The sequence below is a fragment of the Anaerocolumna sp. genome, from assembly GCF_032079385.1.
In the GTDB taxonomy this organism is placed as follows: Bacteria; Bacillota; Clostridia; order Lachnospirales; family Lachnospiraceae; genus Anaerocolumna.
This window is the reverse complement of the sequence record NZ_DAMAUC010000003.1, coordinates 127,805-143,242: the sequence shown is the minus strand read 5'-3', so window position 1 is coordinate 143,242 and position 15,438 is coordinate 127,805. Positions and strand designations below refer to the sequence as shown.

Below are 15,438 nucleotides of genomic sequence, written 5' to 3'. Positions count from 1 at the left end.
GGATTAAAGATTGCTTTTCTACCCCTGGACGGATTTTTTTTGCCCCAAAACGGAGAATAGCGGTGCTCTGATAATTTTTAGAAATGTAAAGAATTCCTTCCATACATCGTAAAAGAAACTTTATATTGACAAGTTAGACTCAACTAACTAAAATAGATACATTAGCTAACTATAAAAAGCATAAAATATTGTTAATACTTTCCTGTCCTTGTGCCGAACGGGAAACATTAAGGAGTGAATGATAAAATGTCTTACTTACCGCTAAAGTATGAAGATTCAAATATTTTCCCCCAAAAAAGTATAGCTGTACGCCCTAATGTATATATCATGGTATCTGGCGGTATACTGCAAAATAAAATTCAAAGAAAAGCAGAGACGACTGCTCCTATCTTTGAATTATGTTATAGCCGAAAGAATTCCATGTACGGAGAAGTGGATCGGACACCGATTGAACTTCGACCAGGATATGCATCACTTGGTTTTTTGGGACAGGCCATATGCCATTCAGAGTACGACAAAGGAGATGATATCAAGTTATATTCAATTTGGGTCAGCCCCAGTACGTTTGATGATTTTTGTGAAGCAGTTTATGGAAAAAGCAACGTAGGATTTCGTTCATTTCAAAAGGGAGCCTATTATTGTTGTGATTTTAAAAACGATGCGCAGGAAGAAAGCATTATCAATAAATTGGATTCATGCTTTGCGAAGGGACCAGATAAACTAAATAGGCTTTTACTGGAAAGCTATATTTTAGAATTGTTGTCTATAAATTTAGAAAGACTGCTCTGTAAGGATTCTTTTGAGAATCGCTTTAATGAAATTTCTAGATCTGATATGGAACGACTGACTGATGCCCGCGAGGTACTGTTAAACCGATTAGAAACCCCTCCCACTCTACTAGAATTGTCACGCATAGTCCAGATGAATGATTACAAATTGAAACGTTTTTTTAAACTGTACTTTGGAAAAACTGTCTATGAATTTATTCGGGAGCAACGGCTGGAAAAAGCTTTTTCTTTGCTTCAGGGAGGAAATTATAATGTGAGCCAAACTGCCTTTGCAGTGGGATACACAAATATAAGTCACTTCTCAAGCGCGTTTCAAAAAAGGTTTGGAATAACTCCGCGCGCTCTTATGAAAACGGGACGTTTCATCACATCAAAAAGTATAAATTAACTTGATACTTAACCATCAAGGACATATCGACAGAACCGTACGTGAAAGTCTCCTTTCATACGGCTCTTATCATTCTTCAGATTCCCTGTCAATGGGGACACCCTACTCTTGGCTATGTGCTTGGCACTACTAGCCCGCACTCGGGACTTTCGCACATTACAATTGAGGACGTGAAAGATAACTCTCTCATGTCCTCAATTGTAATGTGCTGCAATAATCTTTTATCCAATAATTTAACTCAACAAGACTATGGATTCCACATGTCTTGAACGGTCAAAAATAATGATGTCTTGGTCTAATGGGATTAAAACAGCAGTTCCATTTGTTCCATCTCTTCCACCTTACCTTGGGAAGCGTGAATGGTAGGTATGAATTTTTCTCCCTTAATATGTTCTCCCTTCAGATATTGTATATCCTTTTGCAGACCGGAGTTCATTAAATTCAAGACATAGATATTGTCAAAACGGTTATAGATGGATTCACCACCCAGACCAGAAAGACAAATTAATTGTGTATTATTTTCTTTGCTACATCCGTTAATGGTTTTAGTAAATGTGCGCATTGGTTTGAGCAAAAGGATGTCCATTACTAAGACCTTACCTTCCACCCTCTCCAGCAAGTGGCTCCTTAATAACCCTTTTATAGATTACAACTGCTCGTAATATTTCGGTCAATTCATTTATTTGACTTTCATAAAGCTCAATCGTCTTATGGGGAGGCATAAGCTCCACTGAAACCGATGATATTTCTTTCGGAGACAAGTCCTTAAACGGTTTGCTCCTCCAAGGCTTGGATACCAATAGCAAAGACAATGTAAGTACGATAATTATTGCAATTATCCATTTCTTTTTCATAACCAGCCCTCTTCCCATTATAAAAATTCCCTCATTCAAGAACGACAAATTTCTGTTTTTCTGCCTGTTATATAAACAACCTTTGCACAAACGTTATTTGAAAAATTATGATTTGTCAGTACTAGTCATAATTTAATTATACCACTAGCGGGTGCTTTAACACCCACTTTTTACATTTTAGAACAAAAAAGGAGCCGTTGCTCCATAATTGATTACTATTCAGTTATTTTGCAACAGCCCCTTTTTTAAATAATTTCCCCATTTTCTGTTTTACGTTTTTGACTTAAACCATATATTTGATATGCATAGTTATAATTATTTACAAAAGAAATTCTTTGTTTTCCCTCCAGCATAGGCAGTGAAGTGATCGATGCTGTATTTAAGAGTCCATTTAACAAATTCTTCTCTTTATTGGTTGCATGGACTTTGTTCTTCACACTTTCTGTATAAGCTGTTTTAGACGATGGTCCATCACAAACGGTTTCATGAAACCCTATTTCTCCATCTTTTGTTATAGAAACTAATTGTGACATACTTATAACCGATTCAGGATCAATGGATGCATTCACCCGTATATCGTCATCAAAATACTTTTTAATTTTTGCAACTATCTGTTTAGCATAGTCTGGATCCTGTTCCATCTTCTTCTGAACATCAGGATGAATAAGTACAACATGTTGGCCATTTGGTACTTTTTCCAATTCACTCTGAACCCAAGGTTCATACCCCGTAGAATATTGTGTTTTAGGTTTCCATGATTTTAGATCATTTATTGTCTTTTCACCTATATTGTCACCATATAACTTGGAAGTAGGAAAATCCAACCGATTAAAATATGTAAACTGGGATGCATCTAATACCTGATATTTTAAACCAGGATATAGTTCTTTTAAGCTCTGCTCTGCATTAACAAATCTTTCTACTTCTCCTGTTTGTTGAGCAGCTGCAGAACCTAAAATCTCTTTAAAGTCAAGTGTCGATGGCAAAATGTTGTTGACATCTTGCGCATAATTGAACAGATTGAAATAGTTAAGTGCTTCAATACTTTGTATACTCATCTTGTTTTCTCCCAATAATAATTATAATTTCCCTTCTAGCCTAACCAATTACATATTATATGGTATATCGTCATATGCATTTATTTCTTTAGAGTATATCTAGCTGATATTTATCCGCCTGTAAATGATACAGTCTCGAATATTCACCATTCAATGCCATTAGCTCTTTATGAGTACTTTCTTCTGTAATCATGCCACCCTGCAGAATCATTATACGGTCTGCCAAATGGACAGCAGAAAGGCGATGGGATGTATCAACTATCTAAATTTAAATACTTGAAGTTTTTCTGATCCACTCATTTACATTAACATAAATATTACCTTATTTCTCTGCAGCAGGCAAATACTTTCAGAATGCCTTGGATGTACCAGCTACAATAGATTTGTCACCTTTATTTGTCTAAGGCAAATCAATGACATCATATGCTATCTTCCAGCTTCCGTTACCATTTATCATATAAAACTGGATTATGCTATAGTAGATTACTCCACATATTCCAGAAATATCTTTTCTTGAAAGCCTCCTCTTGCATCTGCTTTTTCTTTCCGCTTTGCTTCTAATTCTTTAATGGTATAGCCTCGTGCCTGACAGATAGAATATAATACTTCCAGTACATCTGCCATTTCTTCCAAGTTTTTGTCTTCTTTATATTCATTTACTTCTTCACTCAGCTTTTTATCAAGTTCAGCAACATATTCTTCCTCTGACAGCACATGACAAACGACTTTTCTTCCGTCCTGTTCAATTATTTCAGGTATTTTATCCCTTACCAGTTTATTATACTTTTTCAATTGTATACCCCTTCTTTCCCGGTGTCCATATTTCGTGATAACCATTACATTTTGCCCAATAATATATTAATCGTAATTTTTCATTTTTATAGGATGAAGAAATCTGGCTTGCATTTTGCTCGATTATCATATCATTTCTCTGAATCAGATTTTCTACGTAAACGCCAGGTGTTAACCGATCAGATTTCTTCAAATTACATTGCGGACAAGAAAGAACCATATTCCATAGGTTATCATCTTTTATGAATGACCATGGAATAAAATGATCCACATGGATTTCTCCCGGTTTTAATTCTTTGCCACAGTAAAAACATTCATGTTCCTCAAATTCTTCAAACAGGATCTTCCGGTAAATTGATAAATCACTTCGTAAAGTAATAGAATCCAAATTATTTAACAGATTTTTAGTTGAGGATTCCTCATTTACCTTTTCCAAATACTTTGCCCATTCAAAATAGTTCATCTTCTCAAGAATCTTTTTATGTTTTGTCATAAATGCATAGACAAGTGGGTTTAGCTGTATGTACTCAGACTTTTTTGAGAATGAATATAATGTATCATCGGAATCTCGAAAAAGTGCCCCTACCACATTTTCCTTGCATTTCATCTTTACCTTATGGCATATGGATACTTTCAGGTCATCCGCTAATGCTTCAAAACTTACATCAGCAATTATTTCCTGACGATGTAGTGAATCTTTTAGGATTCTCTCTAAAGCTGTTTCTCTTCCATCTTTTGTTTTTGCTTTCTGCCTAAGATGATGTTTCAAAACCAGATTCCAGTAAATTTCAGTAAATTTGTAAAATAACTGGTCAAAAGTCAATACTAAATTATCATCTGCATTATATAAACTATCTAAGATAGATTTGAAAAAACCGTATTTATAGCTTGTATCATGAGAGACTTTGTTGGAAAACATACCGCTGAAGATAGACCAAAGCTTATCTTCGCTAAGCTGTTGTTTTATGTAGAACCCTTCTTTTAAGTCATAGCCAGCCATAGTTTTTCCTTTCATATTAGAAATTAATATGTATTATTTTTTATCTAATTGTATTCTACATATACTCATATTATAAAAATTGATAATTTTTCTATATGATATTATTCAATGTTAATAATGTATTGCAATTTATATAAATCAAAAAGGGAAGCAAGGGATTCCCCCAACTCCATATATTATTACAATCTCTTAATCACTTTCAAATCATTTATTTATCATACACTCCGCATTTGATTTTTATGCCTTCTTTTCCCACGATAAACCTGAATGAGCTTTAGCCGGTTTGCTTCTGATATTACCGACGATGTCTTAGTGGCAAGATAACATCACGTAAAATCTGTGGATAAATTTCTTCACGAAGCTTTTTGTTATACTTTATTTTATTCGGTAAAGGATTTGAGGAATTCTTTTTATATACCTCGTAATTCTGAGAACTTGTAAGCTGAGTCTCCCCTACTTGCTTATCGCGTTTTTCCCTATAGTTTTCAAGATAAAACTTTAATTCTTCATATCCTACAAACCATTCATCAGAAACTTTTCTAATAGTATCATCAATAGTTTGCTCTATCATATCATTTAAGACGCCTAGAACGCTCTTATTTTCAAACCTCGCTGCATTCATTTGAATCTCAAACCACAGCTGCATCATAACGTTGCCTAATTGGGGATTGCGAGTACTTAAATCATTAATGTATTTATCAATTTCCTCACGACTTTTTTCTTTCATTGGCTGTGCAGCATAATTAAAGCTCTCTTCTTCTGCAACTTTTGACATAATAGTGTCATCTCTTGGTGGCATGCCATATACATTATCAACTGAAATGTATTCACTCGCAATAGGTATAAAGGATTGCATCAAAGATATAATATATTCATAATTAACATCATCAGTACGAATTGATGTTAACTCATACTCAATATTCAAAATACTATTGTCTTCATCATCTCTATTTTCCTTTAGTTCTTCAAGGATATTAATATAATGACCATAATATTCTTCTATTTCCTTTTCGGTAATTTGAAATTCTACAGACAGGATTTCACTCTTATATTCTGAATAAACCTGTATTGAAGTAAACCATTTATCAAGTTCTTGAAATGCTTTTGCAAAGCTCTTCTTTTCCTCTTTTGTTTTTAAGCTTGATACATCTTCAGGTTCTGTTGCAAGGTTTCTTAATTTATCAATACTCTTTTTAAATTCTTCCTTGGCTTCTTCAAAAGTTGGTGCTAAAACGAAATCTTCCCCGCCATTTGAATATAGCAATAGTGCAGCATCAACTTCTTTTTTATAGATTGATGGCGTTCTGAATGTTACAATCTGTCCATACGTCTTCCTCTTATCATAAAGTCGATTAGTTCTTGAGAAGGTTTGAATAATATCATATAGTTGCTGCGGCGGTCTATCGATAAATACCGTAGATAAGCATGGAGCATCAAACCCGGTAAGCATACGGTCCCTGACAATTACAATATCTAACTGATTTGAGCGAAGTTGATAGTACTCCTCTTTTCTTGCCATTCTCTTAGTTATATCAGCATTGTATGCCTTAATATTCTCTATAGACCATTTAGTACCGAATTCGGCATTATAATCTTTGATTGATTCTTTCATTTTATCTTGATTTAGTGAACTATCTTCTTCATTTTCTGAAACAGTATATGTTACTGCTACTTTTGGGAAATCTGGCAATACCCTTTTTACTTTTTCATCAATTTGAACAATCCCTCCGTCTTTATCAACAAGCTCACCGTTCTTTAACATTTTAAATAATTCATAGTACTTTTGTGCTTGTTTGATGGAAGATGTAGTTAGTATAGCATTATAGGTTCGCCCCACTCCATTGTCAAATCCTAGCTTTTTACGAGATTTATTTACAATTGACTTTATTACCTCTATCATGTGTTCTTGATTTTCGTACACACTTGACGGAATTAATTTTTCTTTTTCATCAGACTCCAAATCACATGGATTCTTACCTGCGGCTTGCTTTACAATATCATCTAACGTTTCTTCACTTAAAGTGTGCTTATACTCGACTTGAAAACCTAAAACTGCTTTGTCATCAATAGCTTCCTTCACAGTATAATTATGTAGCTCCTTGCCATATTGCCCTTTAGTAGTAGCTGGTAAATCTCCTAATGTTTTTTTCTTATTTTCTGCAAAAATTGGTGTACCTGTAAAGCCATACCACAGGGAAGATTTAAAGAAAGTCTCAATTTTTCTCTTTTGCTGTGGCGAGACTGCACGATGACATTCATCGACAACAAAAGCTATTTTCAACTTACTTATGCGATCAATTTTCTTTATATTCTTATCTGTTTTTCTCCATATTTCAAACCGATTTAACATAGTATTTATTTTTTGCTTTGTAGTCACTATCATAGTTTGATCCTGTGAATAAAGCCTCTCAATCAAGTTATTTGTATTATTTGTTTCGTCAACGTCAATAACATCATTTTCTGCATATGATGTAAATGCTTCTGTTGTTTGCTGATCTAAGTCTGTTCTGTCCACCACAAATATAGTTTTTTCAATTGCAGGGATCTGAAGTAAGTTTCTGGCAACTTTATACGATGTTAACGTCTTTCCTGAACCTGTTGTATGCCATATATATCCTGACTCTTGCCTTTTACTGGCTTCTCTCACAGCTTCTATGGCATGAATTTGGTAGGGACGTAGCAAAATTACACTCTTTTTATCGCTATCCAGCACAGAATATTGAAGCACCATATTATGAGCAGCGGGAATAGATAATACATCCTCTGCAAACTCTAAATATTCCGTTACTGGCTTATTGTTTTCGTCCACCCATTTTGTTAAAAACCTTGAATTCATTTTAAGACTTGAAGCTATATATCGAGACTCACTTCCATTGCTGATAACAAACATCTGTAGCGTAGAGAATATTCCCTTGTATTTATCCTCTTTCATATATTTATCTATTTGATAAAACGCTTCCATATAGCCGTGCTTTCGACTCTTCAACTCAATTTGAATCATGGGCAATCCATTTATTAATAAAGTTACATCAAATCTACGGTCTTGGTCTTCAAATATTATTTTATCCCGCTTCACCTGATGTACTACTTGATATACCGTGTCACCACCTGCAACTGCATCACGCCTTCCCACAATCAAAGGAATTCTGCCAAGACTAGCATCCTCCCTAGTAAGAATAATTTTATATATACCATTTTCACCTGCAAGCCACTTTCCGGCATCATAAGGTGTATTAAATCCTGAAACAAAGTTTTTGATTTGTTCAAATTCTTGATCTGTAATCGGATTACCATCTAAAGCACTCAAGTTTTTATCCGTAAGAATCTTACGAAAATTATCCCATAATTTGTTTTCGCTATTTAAATCTTTTCTATATTCCCATTGCACATATCCTGATGCACTATTTCCAGTAGCAAGCTGATTAATTAATAACTTTTCCATTTCCGTCTCTTGTTCAAAATTCATTCGTGCCAATTCAGTGCCTCCCACTTATTATTTTATTTAACTCCGTATATGATTTTCAGCTATAGTTGCTAGGTAATTTACATACCATATTTCGAATTTGCAATCTGAACTTCCGCATCAGATTTGCTTGTAGTAAAACTATTCTTGATAACGGTTCTTACACTATCAACAGCTTCTGTCTGTATTTTATCATAGTCATATCTTTTCCTCAATCAGAATATAGGTATATCACTTGGATAGTATCTTAAACTTCCTTTATTGGTATAGGAGTAACTATAAAATTAGGCATTATAGAAATCATTATCGCTTGGGAACAGCGTAAGATACATGATGTTTTTATAGAGCGATCTGAAAGGTCAGGAGATGGGGAATTAATATCAGTAACAATTAATTCAGGAGTAGTAAAATCCGCTGATTTAGATAGGCATGACAGTTCAAGCGATGACAAATCAAATTATAAAAAAGTTGAAATTGGTGACATCGCATATAACTCTATGCGTATGTGGCAAGGGGCAAGTGGATATTCGCCGTATAGCGGTATTTTAAGTCCTGCGTACACTGTAATTACTCCAAATGAAGGTATTAATTCAGAATTTTTTGCTTATCAATTCAAACAATATAACATGATACAAACTTTCAAAAGAAACTCTCAAGGGTTAACATCTGATACTTGGAATTTAAAATTTTCTGCACTTGGTTCCATTAAGATTAATGTACCTAGCTTTGAAGAACAAACTAAGATTGCTGAGTTCTTAAAATGTTCAGATACCCTCATCACCCTTCATCAGCGAAAATTAGATAGGCTAAAGCAGATGAAACAGGGATACTTGCAGCAAATGTTTCCGAAGAATGGAGAAAGTGTACCTAGATTGCGTTTCGCTGATTTTTATGGTGAATGGGAACAGCGTAAGTTGGGGGAAGTAGCAGAATTTAACCCCAAATCAATACTTCCAGATAAATTTGAGTATGTCGATTTAGAATCTGTTATTGAAACAAATTTGATTAGCCATAGAACAGAAACAAAAGAATCAGCACCATCAAGAGCTCAACGTTTGGCGAGAAAAGGAGATGTTTTCTATCAGACTGTGCGACCATATCAAAAGAATAACTATCTATTTAATTTATCTTATAATAACTATGTTTTTTCAACGGGATACACACAAATGCGGCCATATGTAGACAGTAATTTTTTACTGGGCCGACTTCAAGAAGAACGTTTTGTTAAAAATGTTCTTGATAGATGTACAGGAACAAGCTACCCTGCAATTAACTCAAATGACCTTGCTGATATTGAAATAAAAGTACCAGTTATTAAAAAAGAACAGATACAAATAGGTTTATTATTTATGAATCTGGATCACCTTATTACTCTTCATCAATCAATGTTAGATAGACTAAAATCACTCAAAAAGGTCTATTTGCAAAAAATGTTCACATAGTACTAATATGAAAAAGGCACAAAATAAGTGCCTTTTTCGTACTAACTAATACATCAGCGCCGATAGGTGTCGCATAATCTTATCATTATCTTGATTTTCAAGTTCACGAATAATATGTAAATAAGTTTCTTGTGTTGTAGACATACTGGAATGCCCTAACCTTCTAGCAACGCTGGCAATGGAAACACCTGCAAAAAGAAGTAGAGAAGCGTGGGTATGACGTAAACCATGAATTGTTATATTTGAAATATCTGCTTTGCTACAAAGTGTTTGCAATCGATTGTTTACTGTCGAGTTAAAAACACGTCCTTTTACAAAAATGGGTTTGTCATTTGGCATGTGTTTTATAAGTCCTGAGAAATGCATCGCAGTTTGCCAATCTAACTGAATTTTCCTTTTTGATGATTTGTTTTTAGTTGGTTGAAATCCTCCTTTAAGAGATTTATAGTTCCAAGTTTTTCCAATTGTTATTTTTTGAGTTGAAAAATCGAAATCATCAGGTGTAAGCGCCAAAGCCTCTGAAAAGCGCATACCTGTTTTTACTATTAAAAAAATGAACCAATCCCAATTAATCTCATTAGCTAGATTTAATTGCTTGAGCAAAGCTTGTACTTCAAACTGATTTAAAAATTTTGGCTTTTTCTCTTTAGGTATTTTACCTTTAACAATCACTTTTCGAGTTGGATCTTGTTCGATCATCCCCTCCTCTATTGCATCAAGAATAGCTCCTTTTAACTGATGATGAAAGTCCATAGTTGTCTGCTTTTCATGAGTGAGTGCATAGTCGTTCAGTAACTTTTGATAAGTTTTTCGAGTTAAATCATGAACTTTTAAGTCAGGTGCTAACTCTATGATCCGTTGCTTGCTCATATAATATTTTTTTAAGGTAACAGACCGAATTGCACCAACCTTATAAAGTTCAATCCACTCTCCAAAATATTCATGAAATAATTGTGATGTTTTTTTCTTTCTTGCCATGTAAAAAACCTCCTAATAATATTTAGCGAATATATCACAATTATCTATTATTAAGAATTTTTTCTAAATTGAAAAGAGGTTAGGTAAACATTTTTTGCAAATAAGCCTTTTTGAGTAATTTAAACTTATCCAATTGTGCTTGTTGAAAGATTATAGTCTTATCTATTAGATCGAAAAAAGCTCCAATTTTTTGTTGCTCTTCCATAGAAGGGTATGAGCAATTAATTTTTTCAATGGAAGATTTAGATAAACTTGGAACACCGGTTGATTCGTCCATTTTTTTCCACCCAATATTTTGAGATAATGAAAATAAAAACTTTAAGTCGTTATTAGGCATAGATGTCATATAAAATAAAGTATCGACAGTCCAAAATGGAGCTTTCAAATATTGGGGGTTATCTATTGTTCCTTTTCGACCAATTCCAATACCATCAATATCTGATAATTTATCATCTACAGATAACATGTAGCCACCTGTTCCATAAACAGGAATATTCCCTTCATTTAGATGTTTATAATCTCTTCCTGAGTTTACTTTACAAATTTCTCCCAACTTACGCTGTTCCCATTTCCCTTCAAAGTCAGTGAAACGCAATCTCGGTACACTTTCCCCATTTCTCGGAAACATTTTCTGCAAATATCCCTGTTTCATCTGCTTTAGCCTATCTAATTTTCGCTGATGAAGAGCGATAAGGTTATCCAACACTCTAAAAATTTTCGAAATCATCTTCTGTTCTTCTAAACCTGGAAAAATAACTTCTCCTTTTAACGCATTCTCATCAGATACCTTCATATCATTTTTTGCACCCTTATTTACAAGTGGTTTCATATAATTATTTATTCTTGTATTTTGTTCAAAATACACTTGGACGAATTCTGAATCAGTAAATTCTTTGGGTTTATATACAGCATACAAAGTCGATACAATACCCGTAGCTCCTTTATTTGCCTTGATTATACCATATGGATTAGACTTTAGTGGTGATTTGGTATAAACGATATCACCAGTTTCTACTACGCCATAATTTGCAACTGATTCGCCAGCAAAAGATCTACCTTGGAGCTCAATCTGATTTATAATTCCAAAATCTCCCGAAACGGATAAAACATCTTCTTTGTCGTACTGCTCATCTTTATTTTTTGACCTCGATACGTTAATATAGTCCTCCAACTTACGCTGTTCCCAAGCGTCAGTAAACCCCCTAAATCTTATCTTCGGTATCATACCATTATCCATGTTTCTCACCATCCCCTTCTATCTTTCCAAATCTCCGTCCATTAAATTGCTAATAGCACTTTTCAGTTCTGCTTTTGCTTCATCATCATTACCAACTAGTTCTTGAAGCATATATAATAGTGATTCTTGTGAGCTCTTTATATCTTTTGTTATTTTTGAAATCTCTGCCGCAACTTCACCTAAATCTATTGGTTCTTCTTCCTCAAAAGTATCTACATAGCGAGGAATATTTAGATTGAAGCCGTTATCCTTTATTTTATCAAAAGAAGCCAAAGAAGCAAATTTATCAATATTTTCCCTTTTTATATACGCATCAAGAATCTTATCTAAATGCTCGTTACTCATTGTATTTTGCGCTTTACCCTTTGTAAATTCATTTGAAGCATCAATAAATAGTACATCCCGCTTTTCACGATCTTTCTTCTTAAGAATAATTACAGTAGTAGGAATACTTGTATTGTAGAAGATGCCTGCTGGCATTCCAATAACAGTATCGATTGCGCCATCTTCTAAAAGTTTTTGGCGAATCTTCCCTTCGGCATTTCCTCTAAACAAAACACCATGAGGCAAAACAATAGCCATTACACCAGTATTTTTAAGGTGGTAGAATCCGTGCAGCAAAAATGCATAATCAGCTTTGGATTTTGGTGGAAGTGCTCCATACATACTAAATCTAGGATCTGTCATAAATCCTTTGTCCGCACTCCAATTCGCGGAGTAGGGCGGGTTCATTACAACTGCGTCAAAATTTGTAGGTTCATCAATCGGCCAATCCTTATCAAGAGTATCTCCATTATGAAGATTTTGATTTTCAACAGGTACTCCATGAAGTATCATGTTCATTCGTGCAAGATTGTAAGTTGATGTGTTTAACTCTTGTCCAAAATATGTTACTGTATTTGCTTCGTTAGAATACTTCTTGGCATTTAGCATAAGAGAGCCTGAACCCATGGCAGCATCATATATCGTAAAGCCCGACACATCTCTTTTACCAATGAAAACGATTTGGGTCATTAATTTTGAGACCGGTTGTGGTGTATAGAACTCGCCGGCCTTCTTTCCTGTATCGCTTGCAAATTCACCTATCAAATACTCATACGCATCACCTAACATATCACCTTCATGAACGGCAATATTAATCTTCGACAACTCTTTCATTACATTAGAAAGCATTTGATTTCTTTTCTGTGGTGTATTTCCAAGTTTTGTTGAATAAATATCTAAATCCTGAAATAAGTCTTTAAATGTCTCATCTGATTGTTCAATATCTCTAAATCCTTGAGATAGTTCTTCCAGCTGAAAAGTATTATCATTTATCTTATTAATCAAAGCAGTAAAAGTCAGGTCTGGTTTTAAAACATAGGATATTTGATGTTTTAATTCAGAGACAAGGTCATCTCTCATGCTTTCATCTTCGTAATTGATCCTATAAATCTCTAATGCTTCATCCAGTGTATTCGCTTTTTCATCCAATAAATCCACTAAGCTATAAAGCAATTTATCAGATAGATATTTATAGAAGATAAGTCCTAAAAGATAACTTTTATAATCTTCAGCCCCCATTGTTCCCCTCATTACATTGGCACTATTCCACAGTGCTGTTTTTAAATCTTTTGTACTTTCACTCATTTTAAGCTCTCCTTTTACATCCAATGACCTTTGTTAAAAGGTATATTCTTCTTTTACCTCATCAGTTATAAATTCCTCATTTTTCTATGAAACATTCTTTAGGCAAAATTAATTACTTCTATCGATTCAATAAAACCATCCAATTATACATTTATTGCCAATTTTCTCCATTGTGAGTCGTATAATTTTATTTCATCTTTTAATTATTAAAATCTTTTATACCCTTTTAGTATATCATAGAAGCATAAATATTCCAGCACATCTTCCGTTTCGTCTTAAGCTATTTTCTGGCTGAGTTTTATCGAGAGTATGCCTTTTTTCCAAATTACAACCTCCTTTGCACAACCCATTTTTATTTCCCATAAACTTACATAGCATTACTCCATCCGTAACCGAACAGAATAAATTCATCTAATCTCTCGTAAAAGTACAATTACATTTCCTTTAAGATAAGTTATAATAAAAATCTCCTGCAGTGGCCGTTAAGTTAGATGGTGCTGAAACGTCTCCATCATTTTCATATAAACAATCTCAAGATGGTAAGCGCTATGAAGTGCTGCTGTAACATAATCCCATATCTTTTAATCTATTTACTTGAACCTTCATCCCAAGCTTCATTCGTCCAGGTTCTAGGAGCCCGATTGACACTTAGCACGTCTAATTCGCTGGTAACGATTGTATATTTAGTAATACGTTTAGGAGTTAAAAATTCATATGTTAGCTAATCATTATTATCATCAGAAGAGAATCCTGATCCGGTAAGACTTGGGTACTATTAGGGTGTTTATCTTTGTATGATTCGTGCTATTTTATTTTCCCATCAGGTTTTCAAAATATATTTATCTTTACAAGCATTATGTCCTAGCTTTCATATTACTAAATGTCCTCTCTTTTCAGCAATTGTAATAGTTGCTTGTATACCCGAGTTAAACTGAAGGTAGTCATTTTCAATACCATCACTGAATATTACTCCGTTTTCCGGCATTTGAGATAATATCTTCAAAGGACTTCCTTTGGTGACTTTTCCAAAGACAAGATCTGCACCAGATGTTTTGCTTGGAAAAGGTTCACGGACAGAAAAATATAAGTAATCACTATTCCATGGCAACCTTCTTTCCTGCGGTACCTTGATTTTCTGATCTGAGATTCCCTTTACTATGTTTGCTGCACCTGTTAGGATACTCTTCAACCAACCCGTTGAACCAAGTCCTGTTGATACAATAATTCCGCTTGAAGACTGATATTCCTGCCGTTCCCCCAATTGGATATGATATTTTGAAGATATATGGGTCCGTTGCCCAATGAACAGATCATTCACAGCATAAATAATCTGACCATCATTTAAAGCAGCCTGAGCCATAGAAACCTCTTTAATCGGTCTTCTCTTCTTGAAAACATCCTGGATTATCAATTTTAATTCGTTAACTGTAAATGGAAGCAATACGCCATCCCACCTGGCAGGGTCCGGATTTACTCCGATCAGCTGCTGATTGGAAAGGTACTTTAAGGTATTGGCTACAAGACCATCCTGGCCAATAACTACTACAATATCATTATCCCCGAATATAAAATTCGGCACATATTCCCTATCAACAACCTGAACTCTTCCCAGTGTCTCTAATTGGCTATGAGCTTCCGATATAGCCTTCTTATACTGCTCATCTTCAGAAATATAATCTGAAAAATCACTACCCATATGTTCAATATAAAACTTTGCCTGAGCTATGGTATTATACCTTGCAACTAAATCTTCAAGCCTGGTTTTTCTTTTTACCAGTACTATCTTATTCTCAGTTAATCTTTCCATAA

The 15,438-nt window shown here is 34.3% G+C and carries 14 protein-coding genes; 2 read left to right on the top strand and 12 right to left on the bottom strand.

From position 1 onward, the window contains the following. Positions 1-246 precede the first annotated feature (246 nt). Complete coding sequence (locus RT261_RS03920) at positions 247-1,176, top strand: helix-turn-helix domain-containing protein (protein WP_313129607.1); 930 nt, start codon at positions 247-249, stop codon at positions 1,174-1,176. 304 nt (positions 1,177-1,480) lie between these two features. Here the strand turns inward: RT261_RS03920 and RT261_RS03915 are convergent, their stop codons facing one another. From RT261_RS03915 to RT261_RS03880, 8 genes are all read right to left on the bottom strand, one after another. After that, the gene (locus RT261_RS03915; protein WP_313129606.1) at positions 1,481-1,750 is read right to left on the bottom strand and encodes a hypothetical protein; all 270 of its coding nucleotides are present in this window, start codon (positions 1,748-1,750) and stop codon (positions 1,481-1,483) included. 22 nt (positions 1,751-1,772) lie between these two features. Further along, positions 1,773-2,030, bottom strand: coding sequence for a hypothetical protein (locus RT261_RS03910; protein WP_313129604.1), 258 nt, complete (start codon positions 2,028-2,030; stop codon positions 1,773-1,775). Between the two features lie 245 nt (positions 2,031-2,275). Beyond that, positions 2,276-3,088 (bottom strand): hypothetical protein, encoded by an 813-nt coding sequence (locus RT261_RS03905; protein WP_313129602.1) that lies wholly within the window; start codon positions 3,086-3,088, stop codon positions 2,276-2,278. A gap of 88 nt (positions 3,089-3,176) precedes the next feature. Continuing rightward, on the bottom strand, positions 3,177-3,314 hold the full coding sequence (locus RT261_RS03900) for a hypothetical protein (RefSeq protein WP_313129599.1): 138 nt from the start codon (positions 3,312-3,314) through the stop codon (positions 3,177-3,179). Between the two features lie 257 nt (positions 3,315-3,571). Then, a complete protein-coding gene (locus RT261_RS03895; protein ID WP_313129597.1) occupies positions 3,572-3,880 on the bottom strand; it encodes a nucleoside triphosphate pyrophosphohydrolase in 309 nt (102 codons plus the stop codon). Beyond that, complete coding sequence (locus RT261_RS03890) at positions 3,867-4,895, bottom strand: HNH endonuclease domain-containing protein (protein ID WP_313129594.1); 1,029 nt, start codon at positions 4,893-4,895, stop codon at positions 3,867-3,869. Before RT261_RS03890 ends, RT261_RS03895 begins: the two co-directional genes overlap by 14 nt. A gap of 280 nt (positions 4,896-5,175) precedes the next feature. Then, positions 5,176-8,346, bottom strand: coding sequence for a type I restriction endonuclease subunit R, EcoR124 family (locus RT261_RS03885; RefSeq protein ID WP_313129910.1), 3,171 nt, complete (start codon positions 8,344-8,346; stop codon positions 5,176-5,178). A 77-nt stretch (positions 8,347-8,423) separates the two neighbouring features. After that, positions 8,424-8,558: a hypothetical protein gene (locus RT261_RS03880; RefSeq protein ID WP_313129592.1), complete on the bottom strand. Its 135-nt coding sequence runs from the start codon at positions 8,556-8,558 to the stop codon at positions 8,424-8,426. 45 nt (positions 8,559-8,603) lie between these two features. Here RT261_RS03880 and RT261_RS03875 point away from each other — a divergent pair, with 45 nt between their 5' ends. Further along, positions 8,604-9,785, top strand: a complete 1,182-nt coding sequence (locus tag RT261_RS03875) for a restriction endonuclease subunit S (protein ID WP_313129908.1) — start codon at positions 8,604-8,606, stop codon at positions 9,783-9,785. Positions 9,786-9,830: 45 nt separating this feature from the next. Here the strand turns inward: RT261_RS03875 and RT261_RS03870 are convergent, their stop codons facing one another. From RT261_RS03870 to RT261_RS03855, 4 genes are all read right to left on the bottom strand, one after another. Then, positions 9,831-10,763, bottom strand: coding sequence for a site-specific integrase (locus RT261_RS03870; protein ID WP_313129590.1), 933 nt, complete (start codon positions 10,761-10,763; stop codon positions 9,831-9,833). A 79-nt stretch (positions 10,764-10,842) separates the two neighbouring features. Further along, positions 10,843-12,000: a restriction endonuclease subunit S gene (locus tag RT261_RS03865; protein ID WP_313129588.1), complete on the bottom strand. Its 1,158-nt coding sequence runs from the start codon at positions 11,998-12,000 to the stop codon at positions 10,843-10,845. 18 nt (positions 12,001-12,018) lie between these two features. Continuing rightward, positions 12,019-13,629, bottom strand: a complete 1,611-nt coding sequence (locus RT261_RS03860) for a type I restriction-modification system subunit M (protein WP_313129585.1) — start codon at positions 13,627-13,629, stop codon at positions 12,019-12,021. 868 nt (positions 13,630-14,497) lie between these two features. Continuing rightward, a complete protein-coding gene (locus RT261_RS03855; RefSeq protein WP_313129583.1) occupies positions 14,498-15,436 on the bottom strand; it encodes a sugar kinase in 939 nt (312 codons plus the stop codon). Positions 15,437-15,438: the final 2 nt, after the last annotated feature.

Excerpts from the sequence above, each read along its gene's own strand:
- RT261_RS03870 (WP_313129590.1), bottom strand. The coding sequence starts at position 10,763 with ATGGCAAGAAAGAAAAAAACATCACAATTATTTCATGAATATTTTGGA.
- RT261_RS03860 (WP_313129585.1), bottom strand. The coding sequence starts at position 13,629 with ATGAGTGAAAGTACAAAAGATTTAAAAACAGCACTGTGGAATAGTGCC.
- RT261_RS03910 (WP_313129604.1), bottom strand. The coding sequence starts at position 2,030 with ATGAAAAAGAAATGGATAATTGCAATAATTATCGTACTTACATTGTCT.
- RT261_RS03920 (WP_313129607.1), top strand. The coding sequence starts at position 247 with ATGTCTTACTTACCGCTAAAGTATGAAGATTCAAATATTTTCCCCCAA.
- RT261_RS03885 (WP_313129910.1), bottom strand. The coding sequence starts at position 8,346 with ATGAATTTTGAACAAGAGACGGAAATGGAAAAGTTATTAATTAATCAG.
- RT261_RS03890 (WP_313129594.1), bottom strand. The coding sequence starts at position 4,895 with ATGAAAGGAAAAACTATGGCTGGCTATGACTTAAAAGAAGGGTTCTAC.
- RT261_RS03855 (WP_313129583.1), bottom strand. The coding sequence starts at position 15,436 with ATGGAAAGATTAACTGAGAATAAGATAGTACTGGTAAAAAGAAAAACC.
- RT261_RS03865 (WP_313129588.1), bottom strand. The coding sequence starts at position 12,000 with ATGGATAATGGTATGATACCGAAGATAAGATTTAGGGGGTTTACTGAC.
- RT261_RS03905 (WP_313129602.1), bottom strand. The coding sequence starts at position 3,088 with ATGAGTATACAAAGTATTGAAGCACTTAACTATTTCAATCTGTTCAAT.